Below are 18,928 nucleotides of genomic sequence, written 5' to 3'. Positions count from 1 at the left end.
CTCGCCCCTTTCGCGCGGCCGGCTTTGGCGTTAGACGAAGCTGACCGCGCGCTCCATCTGCTCCCGGTATTGAACGATGTCTTCAATGGTCAGCACCGGCAGGTTGTGCTGATCAGCGAAACGCACCGCGTCGTCACGGCGCGCCATGGTGCCGTCGGGCAGCATCAACTCGCATAGCACGGCAGCCGGCGGCAGGCCCGCCAGGCGTGCCAGGTCGACCGAGCCCTCGGTATGACCGCGCCGCGCCAATACACCACCCTCCTTAGCCACCAGCGGAAACACATGCCCGGGGCTGACGACCGATTGCGTATCGGCGTCGTCCGCAATGGCTGCGCGGATGGTCGTGATGCGGTCCGCCGCTGACACGCCGGTACTGACGCCCGTGCGTGCCTCGATCGACACCGTGAACGCCGTGCCGTACTGGCTGCGGTTGTCTTCCACCATCGGGCGCAAGCCGAGCGATGCGCTCTTCTCCGCCGTCAGGCACAGGCAGACGATGCCGCTGCACTCGCGAATGAGCATGGCCATGCTGGCCTGCGTGAGCTTGTCTGCAGCGACGATGAGGTCGGCCTCGTTCTCGCGGTCGGCATCGTCGAGCACGACAACGGGCACGCCCAGCCGCACCGCATCGAGCGCAGCGGCCATGCGCGCGGGCATGTCGGCCGGATCAAAGCGGGCGTCGATGGCGTCAAGCATCACATTGCGGGCAGGCAATGCGGGCGGGTGAACTACAGGGGATTGCTGAGTGGACAACATGGAAACGCTCCTCGCAAGATTGGCGACAAGACGTTCCAGGGCAAGCAGACAAACACGCGCGCGCCATGCAGCGGCGCAGCCCGGCGCAAAGCCAAGCGCGCCCCTGTCGCACGGGCGTGTTGTTCCGCACATCTTCTTCCATCCGGACTCTGACCGTCGGCCCCGGCATCTCACCGGATCTGCTGACCCTTGCATGCAGGCGCATGCAAGGCGCTCGCGGGCTCACGGACGCACGGTCCGCATACCGCCGGTGGGGAATTCCACCCCGCCCTGAAGACGTACTGAACCGGCAGGATCGCCGGCAAGCGCAATGCTACCGCAACAAGTTGCAACGATTCGACCCTACTGACGGGGCGGGCAAAGTGCTATCTCGCTATCTCGTTCACTGCGCCCGGGCCAGCATGGCATGCAGCAGCACATCGGCGCCGCGCGTCACATCTTCGGGCAGCGCGTCTTCGGCTTCGTTGTGGCTCAGACCGTTGACGCACGGGATGAAGATCATCGCCGTCGGGCAATGCTTAGCGATGTGGATGGCGTCGTGCCCGGCGCCACTCACGATGCGCTGGTGCGGGTAGTCGAGTGCTTCCACCGCATCGGCCACCGCCTTCACGCAGGCCGCGTCGAACAGCGTGGCCGGGCTGACCCAATGCTGGTCGATCTGCACGGCCAGGCCACGGCGCTCGGCAATGGCGGCAAAACGCTCACGCAGCGCGGTTTCCATCTCGGCGATGCGAGCGTCTTCGTGGTGGCGCAAGTCCACCGTGAAGGTAAGATCGGCGGCGATGGTGTTGCGTGAGGCATTGCGGATACCGACTTCGCCAATGGTCACCAGACCATGCGGGGCAAACATCTCGACCAGCGTTTCCAGCGAGGCCGCCATCTCGGCGGCCGCGAACATCGCATCGCGCCGGAAGCGCATTGGCGTGGTGCCCGCATGCGCCGCCTGGCCCTGCACACGCACATCGAGCCAGCGGATCGCCTGCCCGCCGGTAACGACGCCAATCGGCACGCCGTTCTCTTCCAGGATCGGGCCTTGCTCGATATGCGCCTCGAAATACGCGTCGAACGGCGTACCGGGGATGGCGCGTTCGCCTGCGTAGCCGGTCGCCGCCAGCGCATCGGCCACGGAGACGCCCAGCGCATCACGCGAGGCCAGCGCCTGTTCCAGCGGCATCACGCCCGCAAATGCGGCAGAGCCCAACATGGCGGGCGTGAAGCGCGCCCCCTCCTCGTTGGTCCACACAACGATCTCGATGGGCTTGTCCGTTTCGATGCCCGCGTCGTTGAGCGTGCGCGCGACTTCCAGCGCGGCCAACACGCCGTAGACGCCATCAAAGCGCCCGCCTTCGGGCTGCGTGTCGAGATGGCTGCCGCTCGCCACAGCGCGGGCTTCGGCGGACTTGCCGGCGCGGCGTGCGAACAGATTGCCGACGCGGTCTGTGCTGAGCGTCATGCCCGCGTCTTCGCACCAGCGTGCGAACAGCGCGCGCCCAGCGGCGTCTTCTTTCGTCAGCGCGAGGCGCCGCACGCCGCCCTTGAACGTGCCCCCAACCGCTGCCATTTCCATCAGGCTCGACCACAGCCGCGCCCCGTTGACCTTCAACATGTCTCCATTCCTTTGCATGCACGCCGACCGGCTCGGCGCATCCAGCCGTCTTTATCTGGCAATCGCAAAATGCGCGTCAAATTGTGAATCTTTATTCGGGCTATAAATCGGGCAAATACGGCTGGCGCGATGCGTGCATTCCGTCGTTGCTGCGACCGGCGGGAAATGGCTATGTAGAGCTCAACGGCAATCGGCGGACTTCTTCGCCCGCGCGCATGATGTGAATGGCGGTGGCCTGGCGGCCGATCAATGGCACGTCGATGGCGAGAAACATGCGCAGCAGGTCAGGGGCAGAGTCTGGACATTTGGCCGGGCTAACCATCCGCTAATCCGGCATCGACTAGAATCCCCCCTTTCCGACCGTGCCCGCGAAGTTCACCCCAGCATGGAATCCCGCCTCGTTTCTTCCCGCCGCTCGCCATGGATGGCGCTGATTGTCATCGCGCTCATCGCCGTATTCCTCGCGCTGTGGACGGATGACCTGTTCCAACGTTCCACCCTCTTCCGGCCAGATGAAGGCCGCTATGCGGAGATCCCGCGCGAGATGGTGGTCTCGGGCGATTGGGTGACTCCGCGCCTAAACGACCTCAAATACTTCGAGAAGCCGCCCCTGCAGTACTGGACGACGGCCGCCACGTTCCAGGCATTCGGCGTCAATGCCTGGGGTGCGCGCCTGTGGCCGGTGCTGTTCGGCCTGGGCGGCATCCTGATGACGGCCTGGACGCTGGCGGTCTATCGTGGTGGGCGCGCGGCGGCAACCGGTGCGGCGATTCTCGCCTCATCGCTGCTGTATCTGCTGTTCGGCCAAGTCATCACGCTCGACATGGGCGTGGGCTTCTTCCTGACCGTCGGTGCGTGCGGTTTTGCGTTGGCCCAGCGGCCCGGTGCATCGAGTCGCGGGCAGCTCGCGTGGATGCTGGTGGTCTGGCTGGCGCTGGCGGGCGCGACACTCACCAAGGGCTTGATCGGGCTGGTCGTCCCGGGCTTGATCGGCGTGGCCTACCTGCTGATGACGCGGGACTGGGCACTGATCCGCCGCATGCATTGGCTACCCGGCCTTGCGCTGTACCTGATCGCCACGGTGCCATGGTTCGTCGTCGTGCAGGAGCGCAACCCCGAGTTCTTCCATTTCTTCTTCATCCACGAGCATTTCGAGCGCTTCCTGACCAACGAGCACCATCGCAGCGGCAAGTGGTGGTACTTCATTGCGGTGGGCCTGGCTGGGCTGCTGCCGTGGACGCCCCTGTTGTTTGCGGCCATCGGCCGGCGCATGGGGCGCGTGGCCGATCTCTTCGTTGGCACGCGACAGTTTGACCTGATGCGCTGGTCGATTGCGTGGGCGGGAATGATTTTCCTGTTCTTCTCGGTATCCAACTCGAAGCTGCCGGGCTACATCGTCCCGGCCTTCCCTGCGCTGGCGATTGCGCTGGCTTTGGCGCTGGAGAAGATGCCCACGCGCGCCGTTGCGTGGTCGCTGGGCGTCAATCTGCTGATCGCCATCGGCTTGTGGTTTGCGGTGCCGATGATCGGCGCCAAGGCCGGCGCGAAGATGCCCGCCGAACAGGTTGCGCTGGCCATGCCTGCGTTGCGTCAGGTGATGGCCATGCTGGCCGTCGGCACGCTGGCTGCACTTGTGGCGCTGCGCTGGCAAAGGCGCACCGTGGCCGTGATCGTGCTGTCGATCTCCGCCCTGCTCTGCTGGGACCGCGTGCTCAACGCCAGCGAGATCTTCCGCGACGCACTGTCTGCCCGCGACGTCATCGAAAAGACGCTGAGCGCGACGGGCCCGATTCCGGCCGAGACGCCGTTCTACTCGGTCGAGTGGCTAGATCAGACAGCTATCTACTACCTCGGTCGCCCAATGACGCTGGTCTCCGGCTTTGACGAACTGGAAATGGGCGCCGGCCTGGAGCCGAGCAAGGTCGTTGCCACCACAGACGAATGGATCAAGCGCTGGACCGACGGGCCACCCGCCTACGCATTCATGCGCCGCACCACGTGGCAGAAACTCCAAGCCGCCGGTGTGCCGATGCGCCTGGTGGCCGAATCTGCCGACAAGGTGGTGGTGGCGCGGCGGTAAGCGCATCTCCAAACCATTCGCCTCCTCCAAACAAAAAGGGCCGCAACATCTGCGGCCCTTTTTCATTGCCTGCGGCAACTGCCGGCACTTACCACGTACAACTTCCGCGCAGGAACGCCCATTCCTCGCATTCATCCCCGCCAGGGCTGACGCAGGTTCCCACGTCAGCGCCGTTGGCACGGGTGGAAAATTCAAGCTGACCTCCGCGCTGCAGGCAATACGTGGATGCCGGATTCGCCATGCCTGGCGTTGCGCGCGGGGGTTCCGTATCTGCGGCAGGCGGTGGAGCGTAGGCCGGCGGCTGAGACGGCGCCGGCTGCATGGCCGGGGATGGCGGCAGCGTGGTCACCGGCGCGGGTGCCGGTGCAGGCACAGGCGGTGGCGCGGGCTGGATGGTCATGCGCGGCGGCTGCCACGGAGGCATCGGCGACGAGCAGGCCGCCAAGCCCATCGCCAGCACACACGCGGCAACGGCGGCGACCATGCGGGCCTGGCCAGCATCCTTGACGAGACAGACAGCGCGATTCATGCGTTTTCCTCCCGGAGTTCTGGTGAACGCACGCAACAAGCGTGCTTGCCTCGCCTAGGATAGCTCACGCAATCGCTTGCCCGTGTGTCAGTCGGGCAATCAGTCGGGCGATCGGGCGATCGGGCGATCAAGCCGCCGCTGTTGAGACCGGAAACCGCATGGTGATGCGAAAACCCGGCGATGGCGCGTCCGCAGCCGACGGCCCGACCGCGAGCTCACCGCCCAGGTGACGCACCAGCCGATCGACGATTGCCAGGCCGAGCCCGCAATGCGCATTGCCGCCGCGCGCCGGGTCCAGGCGCACAAAGGGCCGCATGACGCGGTCAAAGTCGGCAACGGGGATGCCCGCGCCATGGTCTTCCACCGTCAGCGTGTAGCCGGTTTCATCCACCGTGGTGCGGATGTTGACAGGCTCGGCGCCATACGCGAACGCGTTGTCGAGCAGGTTGACGACGATGCGCTCCAGATGCGTCGGCTTGAGGCGGAAGCGGTCTCCCGCATGCAGATCGAGCGCGACATGCTTACCCTGCTCGGCAAACGGCTGCACCAGGCCGCGCAGATGGCGGTCGACCGACACCTCGCGCGCCTCGCTATCGCCGCTTTGCGCATAGGCGAGAAACTGTTCGACGATGGCCGACATGGATTCAACGTCGCGTTCGATACCGGCGCCTGCTTTCTGGTCGGCCAGCATTTCGGCGCGCAGGCGCAGGCGTGACAGCGGCGTCTTCAGGTCGTGCGCAATGCCGGCCAGCATGGTGTTGCGCTCTTCGTCGGCGGCCGACAGGTCAGCAGCCATATGGTTGAACTGATCGGTCAACTGGCGGAGTTCGTACGGGCCGCGCTCCTTAAGGGGGGCCACGTAACGACGCCGGGCCAGCGCACCGGCCGCATCGGCCAGCTCGCGCACGGGGCGCTGAATCTGCCACGCCGCAAACAGCGAGAACGCAATGGCAATCGCCAGCACCACCATCACGCCCGGCACAACGGCCGAGATGGTGGGCGGCGCATGCACCCACACCAGCGGCATGGCGATCCACTTGTTGCGCTGCGGAAAGCGCACGAACACGCGGGGCGTGGGGCCCGCTTCGAGCCGCAACTGCGTGTCGGATGGCAAACGGCGCGCAAGCTGTCGCACCAATTCCGCAGATTTGTCAGATGCCGACGACGCGTCGCCCGAAGGCGGCTCAGCGGTTTCGGTCACGAGGTCAGGGAGTTTGACCTTCAGATGACCATCCATCGCTGCCTGGAAGGCCTGCAACTGGAACGCCATCTGATCCACCGAAGCCTGGAACTGCCGCTCGCGCCGCTCCGCGCGCAGCACGCCCAGCCATGAGAAATGGCTGAGCACCAGCACCACCACGATCAGCACCGCCAGCCGGCCGAACAGCGTGTCGAATCTAGCCTTGAACTTCATTGACCTCTTCCCGCTCGTCCGGCACGAAGGTGTAGCCGCGGCCGCGCACGGTCTGGATGTACCGCGGGCGCTGCGCGTCTTCTTCCAGCACGCGGCGCAGGCGCCAGATCTGCACATCGATGCCCCGGTCGGACACGCCGCTGCCCGGCCCGTACATCAGCTCGACGATGTGCTCGCGCGTGAGCACCTGCATCGCATGCCCGATCAGCAGCTTGAGCAGCGCGAATTCGGTATCGCTGATGGAGAGTGCGGTGTCGCCGCGAAACAGCGTGCGCATGCGGAAGTTGAGCTTGAACGGGCCGAAGCTGAAGCTGTCGCGGTCTTCCGGAGCCGATGCCGGCACGGCCAGGCGCCGGCGCAGCACCGCGTTGATGCGGGCGAGCAGCTCGCGCGGCGAGAACGGCTTGCCGAGATAGTCGTCGGCGCCGATTTCCAGGCCGATGATGCGATCGATCTCGTCGCTGCGGGCGGTGAGCAGGATGACGGGCACGTCGTCGTTGCGGGCACGCAGGTCGCGCAGGGCGGACAGGCCGTCCACCTTGGGCATCATCAGGTCGAGCACGACGAGTGCGGGGCGCTCGCGTTCGAGCCGGGCGCCCAGCCCATCGCCGTCGTGCAGCACGGAAACGGCAAAACCCTGCTGGGTCAGGTATTCGCGCAGAAGGTCGCGCAGTTCGACGTCGTCATCGACGACCAGGATCTTGGTGCCGCTCATCTGTCTGGTGGAGTGTCTGGTATGCGCAGGAAGGTGTGCTCATGATAGCGATTGTGGCCACCACGAATCGCGCGCACTTTCACCATATTGTTTCGCCCGGTAACACCGCAATGGGTTTGTAATCTGCCGTAATAGAACCCGCTGCGCGACTCATTCTGCGCAAAGGCGTTGCCTTTAAGCTGCGGTCTGACTGGCACGGGCGCCAGCTATGATGTGCGCTCGTCCCCATATTGCTAAGAACAGGAACGCCAACATGTCCGATCCCAAGGACCAGAAGCCCGGCCAGTTTGACGACGCCGGCCGCCGTACGCACGAGGGGAAGGAGACGCCCAACGAGGTGTCTTCGACGCTGCTGCCGCCCCCGCGCGAGGGTGGCAAGGGCCGCCGCTGGGGCATCTGGGTGGTGATCATTATCCTGGTGCTGATCGGCTATGCGGTCTACCACGCGAAGTACCGCAATGCGGGCGGCCCGGCAGGGCGAGGTGGCCCCGGTGGGCGCGGGGCGGCCATGGCGGGCAAGCCGATGCCGGTGATGGTCGGCACGGCCGTCAAAGGCGACATCAACGTGGTGCTGTCGGCGCTGGGGAATGTCACGCCGGTCAACAACGTGACGGTCAAGACGCGTGTGGACGGCCAGCTCGTGCGCCTGGCGTTTACCGAGGGGCAGACCGTCAGGGCCGGCGACCTGCTTGCCGAGGTTGACCCGCGCACCTATCAGGCGCAGCTCGCCCAGGCGGAAGGTCAGCTTGCGCGCGATCAGGCGCTGCTGCAAAACGCCAAGCTCGACCTGCAGCGCTATCAGACGCTGCTCTCGCAGGATTCGATCTCCAAGCAGCAGGTGGACACGCAGGCCGCGCTGGTGCGCCAGTACGACGGCACGGTCAAGCTGGACCAGGGCAACGTTGACAACGCACGCGTGCAGCTTTCCTATACGCGCATCACCGCGCCGGTGTCTGGCCGGGTTGGCCTGCGCCAGGTGGACCCGGGCAACATCGTGCACGCCTCGGACACCAACGGCATCGTGGTCATCACGCAGATCGACCCGATCACCGTCATCTATTCCATTCCTGAAGACAACCTGCCCAAGGTCATGCCGCGCCTGCAGTCCGGCGACAAACTGCCGGTGGAAGCCTGGGACCGCGGCCAGACCACGCAGCTCGCGCGCGGCGTACTCATGACGGTGGACAACACCATCGACAACACCACCGGTACGGTCAAGCTGCGTGCGCAGTTCCCGAATCAGAACGCCATGCTGTTCCCGAACCAGTTCGTGAACGTGCGCATGCGGGTGGATACGCTACGCGACGTGGTGATCGTGCCGGGTGCGGCTATCCAGCGCGGCACGCAGGGCACCTTCGTCTACGTGGTCGGCGAAGACAACAAGGTGGCGCTGCGCGTGGTCAAGCTGGGCGTGACCGAAGGGGAACGCGTGTCGGTTGCGCAAGGCCTGCAGCCCGGCGAGCGTGTGGTGATCGATGGTGCCGACAAGCTGCGCGACGGCTCGCCGGTGGAGGTGATCCAGCCGGGCGCCGCCGCAAGCGCACCCGCCGCCGGCCAGGCCCACCAGGGCGGGCGTCATCGCCGTGGCCAGGGCGGCGCTTCGGCACCCGCCGCGAGTGCCCCGGCTGCCAAGCCGTAAGCCCTGAGTCGTGCATTGCGTGCACTCGCCTGACGAAGTCTTCTGTTCCGAGCTGGCATGAATCCCTCCCGAATCTTCATCCTCCGGCCCGTGGCGACCACGCTGTTGATGGTCGCCATCCTGCTCTCGGGCCTGGTGGCGTACCGGATGCTGCCGCTCTCTGCGCTGCCCGAGGTCGACTACCCGACCATCCAGGTCACGACGCTGTACCCGGGTGCCAGCCCCGACGTGATGACGTCGTCCATCACCGCACCGCTGGAGCGGCAGTTCGGGCAGATGCCGGGCTTGAAGCAGATGACGTCGTCCAGCTCAGGCGGTGCTTCGGTCATCACGCTGCAGTTTGACCTGTCCCTCTCGCTCGACATTGCGGAGCAGGAGGTACAGGCGGCCATCAACGCGGCCGGCAACCTGTTGCCCAACGACCTGCCGATGCCGCCGATCTACAGCAAGGTGAACCCGGCCGACGCGCCGATCCTCACGCTGGCGATCACCTCCAACACGATGCCGTTGCCCAAGCTGGAAGACCTGGTCGACACGCGCATCGCGCAAAAGCTATCGCAGTTGCCGGGCATTGGCCTGGTCAGCATCAGCGGCGGGCAGCGGCCGGCCGTACGCATCCAGGCCAATACGTCAGCGCTAGCCGCGCTAGGGCTGTCGATCGATGACATCCGCACCGCCATCGGCACCGCCAACGTGAATGGCGCCAAGGGCAGCTTCGACGGCCCGATGCGCGCCTCCACCATCGACGCCAACGATCAACTCAAGTCGGCCGCCGAGTACGGCAAGATGATCGTCGCCTACAAGAACGGCGCGCCCATCCGACTGACCGACGTTGCGCAGATCGTTGACGGCGCCGAAAACAGCAAGCTGGCCGCGTGGTCCAACACCACCCCCGCCATCATCCTGAACGTGCAGCGCCAGCCTGGCGCCAACGTGATCGAGGTGGTCAACCGTGCCAAGGCGCTTCTGCCACAGTTGAAAGAAACGCTGCCCGGCAACGTTGAGGTGTCGCTGCTGACCGACCGCACCACGACGATCCGCGCCTCGGTATCGGACGTGCAGTTCGAGCTGATGCTGGCCGTGGCGCTGGTCGTGATGGTGATCTTCCTGTTCCTGCGTAACGTGCCGGCCACGGTCATTCCGGCGGTGGCGGTGCCGCTGTCGCTGGTCGGTACGTTCGGCGTGATGTATCTGGCCGGGTTTTCGATCAACAACCTCACGCTGATGGCGCTCACGATTGCCACTGGCTTCGTGGTCGACGATGCCATCGTCATGATCGAAAACATCGCCCGCTACATCGAAGAGGGCGACCCACCGATGGAGGCCGCACTCAAAGGCTCCAAGCAGATCGGCTTCACGATCATCTCGCTGACGTTCTCGCTCATCGCCGTGCTGATTCCGCTGCTGTTCATGGGCGACGTGGTTGGGCGGCTGTTCCGCGAGTTTGCAATCACGCTGGCGGTATCGATCCTGATCTCGGCCGTGGTGTCGCTCACGCTTACGCCGATGATGTGCGCGCGCTTGCTCAAGCACATTCCCGAAGCCGAGCAATCGCGCTTCTATCACGCTGCCGGCGCGTTCTTCGACAACGTCATCGCGCGGTACGGCCGCATGCTGCAATGGGTGCTTGACCGGCAGAAGACGACGCTGCTGGTTGCCATCGGCACGCTGGTGCTGACGGGCCTGCTGTATGTGGTGGTGCCCAAGGGGTTCTTCCCCGTGCAGGACACCGGCGTGATCCAGGGCATTTCCGATGCATCGCAGTCGATCTCGTTCTCGGCCATGGCCGAACGGCAGCAGAAGCTGGCCGAGGTGGTGCTGAAAGACCCTGCGGTCGAGAGCCTGTCGTCGTTCATCGGCGTGGATGGCGTGAACACCACGCTCAACAGCGGCCGCATGCTGATCAACCTCAAGCCGAAGGATAAACGCGACGCCGACGCCACCGAGATCATTCAGCGCCTGCAGCCCGAATTGGCCAAGGTGGCGGGTATCTCGCTGTACATGCAGCCGGTGCAGGACCTGACGATTGAAGACCGGGTGAGCCGCACGCAGTACCAGTTCACGGTGGAAGATCCGGACCCGAACAACCTCTCGAAGTGGGTGCCGAAACTCGTTGAACGACTGCAGCAGACCAATGAGCTGCGCGACGTGGCGAGCGACTTGCAGGACAACGGCTTGCGCGCTTACGTGCAGGTCGACCGCGACAAGGCGGCGGTGTACGGCATCACGATGGCGGCGGTCGACAGCGTGCTGTACAGCGCCTACGGCCAGCGCCTGATTTCGACCATCTTCACGCAATCGAACCAGTACCGCGTGGTGCTCGAAACGGACCCGAAGATGCAGCTTGGGCCGCAATCGCTGTATGACCTGCACGTGGCATCGAGCAGCGGCCAACAGATTCCGTTGGGCGCGTTTGCCACGGTGGTGGAACAACCTGGCTCGCTGGTGGTGAACCATCAGGGCCAATTCCCGGCGGCAACCATTTCGTTCAACCTGGCGCCGCATGCTTCGCTGGGCGCGGCGGTCGACACGATCAATGCCGTCGAACAGGAAATCGGCTTGCCTGCCAGCATGCAAACAAGTTTCCAGGGTGCGGCGCTGGCGTTCCGTGCGTCGCTGTCGAATCAGTTGTGGCTGATCCTGGCGGCCGTCATCACGATGTACATCGTGCTGGGCGTGTTGTACGAAAGCACGATCCATCCGGTGACAATCCTCTCGACGCTTCCGTCGGCCGGCGTGGGTGCCCTGCTGTCGCTGCTGGTGTCAGGCAAGGACATGGGCATCATTGCGATCATCGGGATCATCCTGCTGATCGGTATCGTCAAGAAGAACGCGATCATGATGATCGACTTCGCGCTGGAGGCCGAGCGCGAGCAGGGGATGGCCCCGCGCGACGCCATCTACCAGGCGTGTCTGCTACGCTTCCGTCCGATTCTGATGACGACCATGGCCGCCCTGCTGGGTGCCCTGCCGCTGATGCTCGGCACGGGCGTGGGCTCCGAGTTGCGCCAGCCGCTGGGGATCACGATGGTGGGCGGCCTGCTGGTCAGCCAGGTGCTGACGCTGTTCACCACGCCGGTCATCTATCTGGCCTTCGACAACCTGGGCGAACGCCTGCGTGACTGGCGAGCGCGCCGTGCTGCCCGACGCCACGGCGCTCCGGGCGCCAACCAATCTGGCGGGCCGCGATGAATCTGTCCGCCACCTTCATCGCGCGGCCGGTTGCGACGGCGCTGCTGACTATCGGTGTGGCGTTGGCAGGTATCGCGGCGTTCCGCCTGCTGCCGGTGTCGCCACTGCCGCAGGTGGACTTTCCGACCATCTCGGTCAACGCGTCGCTGCCGGGCGCCAGCCCTGAGACCATGGCAGCCACTGTGGCGACGCCACTGGAGCGATCACTCGGCCGCATCGCGGGCATTACCGAGATGACTTCGTCCAGCTCGCTCGGTTCGTCGCGGATCACGCTCCAGTTTGACCTGTCGCGCGACATCGACGGCGCTGCGCGCGACGTACAGGCTGCCATCAATGCGTCGCGCAGCCTGCTGCCTTCGGGCTTGCCGAGCAACCCGACGTATCGGAAGGTCAATCCGGCCGATGCGCCGATCATGATCGTGGGGCTGACGTCCGACACCAAGTCGCGCGGCGAGCTGTACGACGCGGCCTCGACCATCCTTGCGCAGAAGCTGTCGCAAGTGAACGGCGTAGGCCAGGTCACCATCGGCGGTGCGTCGCTGCCGGCGGTGCGGGTGGAGCTGAATCCGATGGCACTGAACAAGTACGGTATCTCGATGGAGACCGTGCGCACCGTCATCGCCAGCACCAACGCGAACAAGCCCAAGGGCATGATGGAATCCGGCGAGCGCGTCTGGACCATCTACGCCAACGACCAGGCCAAGAAGGCTGCCGAATACCAGTCGCTCATCGTCGCCTGGCGCAAGGGCTCGCCGGTGCGGCTGGCCGACGTGGCGGACGTCAGTGACAGCGTGCAGGACATTCGCAACTACGGCTCAGCCAACGGCAAGCCATCGGTGCTGCTCATCATCAGCCGGCAACCGGGCGCCAACATCATCGACACGGTCGACCGCATCAACGACATCCTGCCGTACCTGCGCAACACCATTCCCGCGCAGATCAACCTCGATGTGATGATGGACCGCACGCCCACCATCCGCGCCTCGCTCAGGGATGTGGAGCGCACGCTGGTGCTGTCGATCGCGCTGGTGATCATGGTGGTGTTCCTGTTCCTGCGCAACGTGCGGGCGACGCTCATTCCGAGCGTGGCGGTGCCGGTCTCGCTCATCGGCACATTCGGGGTGATGTACTTGTGCGGCTACAGCCTCGACAACCTTTCGCTGATGGCCTTGACCGTGGCGACAGGCTTTGTGGTGGACGACGCCATCGTCGTGCTCGAGAACGTCTCGCGCCACATCGAGAACGGCATGCGGCCCATGCAGGCGGCACTCAAGGGCGCGCGCGAGGTCGGCTTTACCGTGGTGTCGATGAGCCTGTCGCTGATTGCCGTGTTTATCCCGCTGCTGATGATGGGCGGCATCGTGGGACGGCTGTTCCGTGAATTTGCGGTGACGCTGTCGGTCGCCATCCTGGTGTCGCTGGTGGTGTCACTCACCACCACACCGATGATGTGTGCGCGCTTGCTCAAGCCCGCTGCCGAGGAAGAACACGGCTGGTTCCACCGCAAGACCGAAGGCTTCTTCACCTTCCTGCTCGACATCTATCGCAACTCGCTGGCGTGGGCGCTGCGGCACAGCTGGCTCACGCTGCTGATCCTGTTTGCGACGGTTTGCCTGAACGTCTATCTGTACATCATCGTGCCCAAGGGGTTCTTCCCCCAGCAGGACACAGGCCGCGTGATCGGCAACATCCAGGCAGACCAGGCCATCTCGTTCCAGGCCATGCGCACGAAGGTGACCGATTTCATCCACATCATTCAGCAAGACCCTGCGGTTGAAAACGTGGTCGGCTTCACAGGCGGCAGCCAGCGCAACAGCGGCTTCATGTTCATCCAGCTCAAGCCATTGGCCGAGCGGAAACTCTCTGCCGATCAGGTGATCAATCGCCTGCGGGGCAAGTTGGCGCGCGAGCCAGGTGCGAGCCTGTTCCTTCAATCGGTACAGGACATCCGCGTGGGGGGGCGGGCGAGCAATGCGCAGTACCAATACACGTTGCAGGCCGATGACCTGAACGAGCTGCGCGCGTGGGATCCAAAAATCAAGCAGGCACTCACGCAGGTGAAATCGCTGACAGACGTCAACACCGATACGCAGGACAAGGGCTTGCAGACCTCCCTCGTCATCGACCGCGACAAAGCGAAATCGCTCGGCATCAACCCAAGCGATGTCGACAATGCGCTGAACAACGCGTTCGGACAGCGCCAGGTGTCGACCATCTACAACCCGCTCAACCAGTACCGCGTGGTGATGGAAGCCGCGCCGCAGTACTGGCAGAACCCCGACGGCCTGCGGGACATTTACCTCATCACATCGACAGGTGCGCAGGTGCCGCTGTCGACCTTCTCGCACTACGAGCCGACCAACACGGCGCTGGCGGTCAACCACCAGGGGCAATTCGCGGCGAGCACGATCTCGTTCAACCTGGCCCCCGGGGCATCGCTGTCGGGTGCCACGCAGGACATTCAGGACGCCATGAACCGCATCGGCGTGCCATCCTCCGTGCACGGCAGTTTCCAGGGCACCGCCAAGGCGTTCCAGGATTCGCTCTCCAGCCAGCCCGTGCTGATTCTGTTTGCGCTCATCACCATCTACATCGTGCTGGGCGTGCTGTACGAGAGCTACGTGCACCCCATCACGATTCTGTCGACGCTGCCTTCGGCCGGTGTCGGGGCGCTGCTGGCGCTGATCATTACAGATACGGACTTTTCGATCATCGCGTTGATCGGCGTGATTCTGCTCATCGGCATCGTCAAGAAGAACGCAATCATGATGATCGACTTCGCGCTGGAGGCCGAGCGCAGCCAGGGCATGAGCCCTGCGGATGCGATCTTCCACGCCTGCGTGCTGCGCTTCCGACCGATCTTGATGACGACGATGGCCGCGCTGCTGGGCGCCCTGCCCCTGGCGCTCGGCCATGGCGACGGCGCGGAGCTGCGCACGCCGCTGGGCATCTCTATCGTTGGCGGGCTGCTGGTCAGCCAGATCCTCACGCTCTACACCACGCCGGTGGTCTACCTGGCGCTTGACCGGCTGCGCCTGCGTCGCGCCGGGCGCACCAAGGACACACCGCTGCCCGCATTGGATTCGCAAGGAAGCTGAACATGACAAGAGGCACTCAAGCCCTTCGTACCTCGTTGCTCGTGCTAGCCGCGTGCGCGCTCGTCTCGGCGTGCGCGGTCGGGCCCGATTACAAGCGCCCCATCGCCGAAGTGCCGCAGCAATACAAGGAAGCCGGCGACTGGAAAGTCGCCGACCCGAGCGACGCCATAGCCCGCGGCAAGTGGTGGGAAATCTTCAACGACCCGCAATTGAACGCGCTCGAAGAACAGGTGGCCGCCGCCAACCAGAACATCCTGGTGGCCGAGGCGCAATACCGCCAAGCCCAGGCGCTGGTGCAATCGGCGCAGGCTTCGTTCTTCCCGACGCTGGGTGCCAATGCATCGGCCACGCGCAGCCGTTCAGTGCGCACCTCGGTCAACCCGGACGGCAGCCTGTCGACAGGCAACCCGAGTCTGCTCAACTCGCAAAGCCTGTCACTCAACGCCAGTTGGGAGCTGGACCTGTGGGGCCGCATCCGCCGATCGGTGGAGTCAAACAAAGCCAGCGCACAAGCGAGCGCCGGTGATTTGTCGTCCGCTTTGCTGTCCGCGCAGGCAACGCTTGCGCAGAACTATTTTCAATTGCGTGTCACGGATACCCAAAAGGCTGTCTTGCAACGCACGGTTGCCGACTACGAGCGCTTCCTGAAGCTCACGCAAAACCAGTACGCCGTGGGCGTGGCGCAGCGTTCGGATGTGTTGACCGCGCAGACGCAGCTCAAGCAGTCGCAGGCGCTGCTGTTGGATACCGAAGTCACCCGTGCGCAGCTTGAGCACGCCATTGCGGTGCTGATCGGCAAACCGCCGTCTGAATTCTCGCTGGCCCCGGCCACCGCTGCGAGTGCAGCCGACTTGCCGGCCCTACCCGCCATTCCGCTGGAAGTGCCATCGGCCGTGCTGGAGCGCCGCCCCGACATTGCCGCCGCCGAGCGCCGCATGGCCGCCGCCAACGCGCAGATCGGCGTGGCCAAGGCTGCGTACTTCCCGACACTCACGCTGGGGGCCTCGACCGGTTTGGCGGCCAACACGCTTTCGCGCCTGGCAACGCTGCCGAGCCGCGTCTGGTCGATCGGCCCAACGCTGGCCGCCACGCTGTTCGATGGCGGCGCGCGTGCAGCCGCCGTCGACAAGGCCGGTGCTGCTTACGATGCGTCGGTCGCGACATACCGCCAGACGGTGCTGGGCGCGTTTCAGGATGTCGAAGACAACCTCGCCGCGCTTCGCTGGCAGACGCAGGAATTTGGCGTGCAGGCCGATGCCGTCAAGGCCGCGCAGGAAGCCGCGCAACTCAATCTGAACCGCTATCGCGCGGGCACGGTGAGCTTCCTGGAAGTCATCACCGCACAGGCCACGGCCTACAATGCCGAGCGCACGCTGCTCACGCTGCAGGGCAAGCAGTATTCGGCAGCGGTGCTGCTGGTCAAGGCGCTGGGCGGCGGGTGGCACGGCGAAGTGCCGGTGGTTGGCCAGGCGGCGCTGCCGAGGGCATCCGCTCCTGCCGCGCAATAACCCTTCTGTTGTTGCCGGTGGCCGACGATGTTTCGCTACCGGCAATGTCCCCTTGTGCGTAAGCCCGCACGCAGTCGGATAGTTCCCCCTATAATCGACGGAATTTATTTCAGACCGCCCGACCATCCGGGCCGGCTGATGCAGCAGCGGGCGCGCAAATTGCGTCGCCCGATGCCTTGCAAGCCGCCCCGGTGCTATCCAGACCGTCTGTTTGCCAGCCACCATGTCCGCCGCGCGCGTGGTTGCCGACGCAGTTGCCCCGATTCACGCGCGCCGCTCAACTGACTCTGCTCTCTCTCTGATGATCCGATCCGCGCTTCCCCGTTCCGCCAAGCTGCTGGCTGCCGCCCTGGGCGCCGCCACGCTGTTTGCCGCCCTGCCCGCTCAGGCTGACCCGTCCGTGCGCGTCATCTATGGCAAAGACAACAAGCACGGCATCGAGAAATACGGCGTCGACCTCGACTTCGACTCGGGCTTCCACTGGGGCAACCCGGAAGGCTGGTTCGTGAATCTGGATTGGGAAGTCGCGCTGGGCCAGTGGCGCTCGACCAAGGGCACCAACCGCCAAAACATCACCGAATTCGGCGTGACGCCGCTGTTCCGCCTTGAAAAGCGCGGCGGCTCGTGGGTACCGTTCATCGAGGCTGGTGTCGGCCCGCGCTTGCTGTCGCACGTCAGCACGTCCAACGAGCACTATTTCAGCACGGCCTTCCAGTTCTCCGACATGATCGGCGTGGGCGTGGCCTTTGGCAGCAAGCAACAATTCCAAATGGGCTACCGCTTCGAACACCTGTCGAACGCGTCGATCAAGCGCCCGAATCCGGGCACGGACCTAAACGAGCTTTACCTGCGTTACACGTTCTAAAACCTGAACGTTTGCGACGCTTGAGAAAAAAAACGGCCTGCCTTGCGGCGGGCCGTTTTGTTTTGGCGCGCGGCGGTGAATCAACGCGCGTCGGCGTCGCCGTCAAGATCGCGATCGCGCGATCGCATGCCCATCAACCGCTCGTAATTGAGCGAGGCATGGAAGCCCAGGCCGTTGCCGCCGGCACGCTTGACTTCATACATCGCTGCGTCGGCATTGCGGATGAGCGTCTGCGCGTCATGCCCGTCGGTCGGATACAGCGCCACGCCGGCGCTCACGCCCATCGACAGCACATGGCCTTCCACGCGAAACGGCGTTTGCAATTCTTCGATCAGGCGTTCCACGGTTTGCGTCACATCGTCGCGCGTGGCGCAGTGCGTGAGGACGGCAACAAATTCATCCCCGCCCAAGCGCGCCACCGTGTCCGAGGCCCGCAGCCCGCTGCGCAACCGCATGGCCGTAGCCTTCAGGACGAGATCGCCAACCCCGTGGCCGTACTCATCGTTGACGGGCTTGAAGCGATCGAGATCGATGAACACGACCGCAACCTGGCCGCGCGCGCGACGTGCCGTCTGAATGGCGACGAACAGACGATCGCGAAGCAGACGTGCATTGGGCAAGTCCGTCAGCGGATCATGCAGCGCGAGGTGGTGGGCCCGATCCAGCGCAGTGCGCCGCTGTGTCACGTCGAGCAGCGTGCCGCTCACGCGCGTGGCCATGCCACGGGCATCACGCTCGGTCACACGCCCGCGCGCGGCCACCCAGATCCATTGTCCATGGCGTGCGCGCATGCGTTGCTCGATTTCAAAGCTGTCGGCATCGCCGCGCATATGGCGGTAGATGCGTCGCGCGCTCAACGCGGCGTCTTGCGGATGCACCATCGCGAACCAGGCATCCGGATCGTTGGACAGATCCGTTGGCTCGTAGCCGAGCATGTCAGCCGTCCGACGGTTGAACGACACATGCCGTGCACGCGTGGACCAGTCGAACGTACCCAGCCCGGCACCGTCCAGCACATAGGCCAACCGTTGCTCCGACGCGCGCAGCGATTCCAGCGCCAGGCGCCGCGCGGTCACGTCCTGCATCTGCACGACGAGATGCTCATTGCCGTCGTCGCGCGCCACCGCCACATCGGTCTGTACCCAGACGGTGGTGCCGTCCTGGCGGACCAGGCGCGTTTCCATCGACAGCGTGTCGCGCTGACCGGCGAGCAGCGACTCGACACCATGTCGTGTGCGTTCAGTGTGGTCGGGGTGGCACAGGTCGAACAGATCGCGCGCGCGCAGCGCCTGTGCTTCGTGTCCCGTTAGCGCGCACAGCGCTCGGTTCACGTCGAGGAAGCGACCCTCCGGCGCGCACAGGCCGATTCCTATCGGCGAATGTTCGATCGCAGCCTTGTACAAGTGGTGGTCCTCAAGCATGGCGATGCTGTTTCGCGAATGCGGCAGTCCCGGGGTGTGGTTGATGTGATGGCCATCGCGCCGCCGGGTGCTCCATGACGCAATCGTTGCGTCAGGCGCGCGGTG

At 64.8% G+C, this 18,928-nt stretch carries 12 protein-coding genes and 1 riboswitch; of the genes, 6 read left to right on the top strand and 6 right to left on the bottom strand.

Annotation, left to right across the window (positions count from 1 at the left end; translation table 11 throughout):
• Positions 1 to 30: 30 nt before the first annotated feature.
• Positions 31 to 756 (bottom strand): 3,4-dihydroxy-2-butanone-4-phosphate synthase, encoded by a 726-nt coding sequence (gene ribB, locus BG83_RS0121170; protein ID WP_024978598.1) that lies wholly within the window; start codon positions 754 to 756, stop codon positions 31 to 33.
• 126 nt (positions 757 to 882) lie between these two features.
• A riboswitch (FMN riboswitch) is annotated at positions 883 to 1,038 on the bottom strand.
• A 100-nt stretch (positions 1,039 to 1,138) separates the two neighbouring features.
• Positions 1,139 to 2,362: a Zn-dependent hydrolase gene (locus tag BG83_RS0121165; protein ID WP_235193232.1), complete on the bottom strand. Its 1,224-nt coding sequence runs from the start codon at positions 2,360 to 2,362 to the stop codon at positions 1,139 to 1,141.
• A gap of 385 nt (positions 2,363 to 2,747) precedes the next feature.
• On the opposite strand from BG83_RS0121165, the gene BG83_RS0121155 reads away from it, so the two are divergent.
• Positions 2,748 to 4,442 (top strand): glycosyltransferase family 39 protein, encoded by a 1,695-nt coding sequence (locus tag BG83_RS0121155; protein ID WP_024978596.1) that lies wholly within the window; start codon positions 2,748 to 2,750, stop codon positions 4,440 to 4,442.
• Between the two features lie 88 nt (positions 4,443 to 4,530).
• Here the strand turns inward: BG83_RS0121155 and BG83_RS0121150 are convergent, their stop codons facing one another.
• From BG83_RS0121150 to BG83_RS0121140, 3 genes are all read right to left on the bottom strand, one after another.
• The gene (locus BG83_RS0121150; RefSeq protein ID WP_024978595.1) at positions 4,531 to 4,971 is read right to left on the bottom strand and encodes a DUF333 domain-containing protein; all 441 of its coding nucleotides are present in this window, start codon (positions 4,969 to 4,971) and stop codon (positions 4,531 to 4,533) included.
• Between the two features lie 127 nt (positions 4,972 to 5,098).
• On the bottom strand, positions 5,099 to 6,385 hold the full coding sequence (locus tag BG83_RS0121145; protein WP_024978594.1) for an ATP-binding protein: 1,287 nt from the start codon (positions 6,383 to 6,385) through the stop codon (positions 5,099 to 5,101).
• Positions 6,369 to 7,100: a response regulator gene (locus BG83_RS0121140; protein ID WP_024978593.1), complete on the bottom strand. Its 732-nt coding sequence runs from the start codon at positions 7,098 to 7,100 to the stop codon at positions 6,369 to 6,371. The genes BG83_RS0121145 and BG83_RS0121140 overlap by 17 nt, the downstream gene beginning before the upstream one ends.
• A 253-nt stretch (positions 7,101 to 7,353) precedes the next feature.
• Here BG83_RS0121140 and BG83_RS0121135 point away from each other — a divergent pair, with 253 nt between their 5' ends.
• The 5 genes from BG83_RS0121135 to BG83_RS0121115 all read left to right on the top strand — a co-directional run bounded on the left by BG83_RS0121135 (position 7,354) and on the right by BG83_RS0121115 (position 17,402).
• The gene (locus BG83_RS0121135; protein WP_024978592.1) at positions 7,354 to 8,739 is read left to right on the top strand and encodes an MdtA/MuxA family multidrug efflux RND transporter periplasmic adaptor subunit; all 1,386 of its coding nucleotides are present in this window, start codon (positions 7,354 to 7,356) and stop codon (positions 8,737 to 8,739) included.
• A 57-nt stretch (positions 8,740 to 8,796) separates the two neighbouring features.
• Positions 8,797 to 11,931, top strand: a complete 3,135-nt coding sequence (locus tag BG83_RS0121130; protein WP_024978591.1) for an MdtB/MuxB family multidrug efflux RND transporter permease subunit — start codon at positions 8,797 to 8,799, stop codon at positions 11,929 to 11,931.
• Positions 11,928 to 15,029, top strand: coding sequence for a multidrug efflux RND transporter permease subunit (locus tag BG83_RS0121125; RefSeq protein ID WP_024978590.1), 3,102 nt, complete (start codon positions 11,928 to 11,930; stop codon positions 15,027 to 15,029). Before BG83_RS0121130 ends, BG83_RS0121125 begins: the two co-directional genes overlap by 4 nt.
• A 2-nt stretch (positions 15,030 to 15,031) precedes the next feature.
• Positions 15,032 to 16,537 (top strand): efflux transporter outer membrane subunit, encoded by a 1,506-nt coding sequence (locus BG83_RS0121120; RefSeq protein ID WP_024978589.1) that lies wholly within the window; start codon positions 15,032 to 15,034, stop codon positions 16,535 to 16,537.
• A gap of 301 nt (positions 16,538 to 16,838) precedes the next feature.
• The gene (locus BG83_RS0121115) at positions 16,839 to 17,402 is read left to right on the top strand and encodes an acyloxyacyl hydrolase (protein ID WP_024978588.1); all 564 of its coding nucleotides are present in this window, start codon (positions 16,839 to 16,841) and stop codon (positions 17,400 to 17,402) included.
• An 80-nt stretch (positions 17,403 to 17,482) separates the two neighbouring features.
• Here the strand turns inward: BG83_RS0121115 and BG83_RS0121110 are convergent, their stop codons facing one another.
• On the bottom strand, positions 17,483 to 18,823 hold the full coding sequence (locus BG83_RS0121110) for a sensor domain-containing diguanylate cyclase (RefSeq protein ID WP_024978587.1): 1,341 nt from the start codon (positions 18,821 to 18,823) through the stop codon (positions 17,483 to 17,485).
• Between the last annotated feature and the right edge of the window lie 105 nt (positions 18,824 to 18,928).

It is taken from the genome of Ralstonia pickettii (genome assembly GCF_000607165.1).
Classification (GTDB): domain Bacteria; phylum Pseudomonadota; class Gammaproteobacteria; order Burkholderiales; family Burkholderiaceae; genus Ralstonia; species Ralstonia holmesii.
The sequence above is the reverse complement of the archived record's forward strand: the minus strand, read 5'-3'. Positions and strand labels throughout refer to the sequence as shown.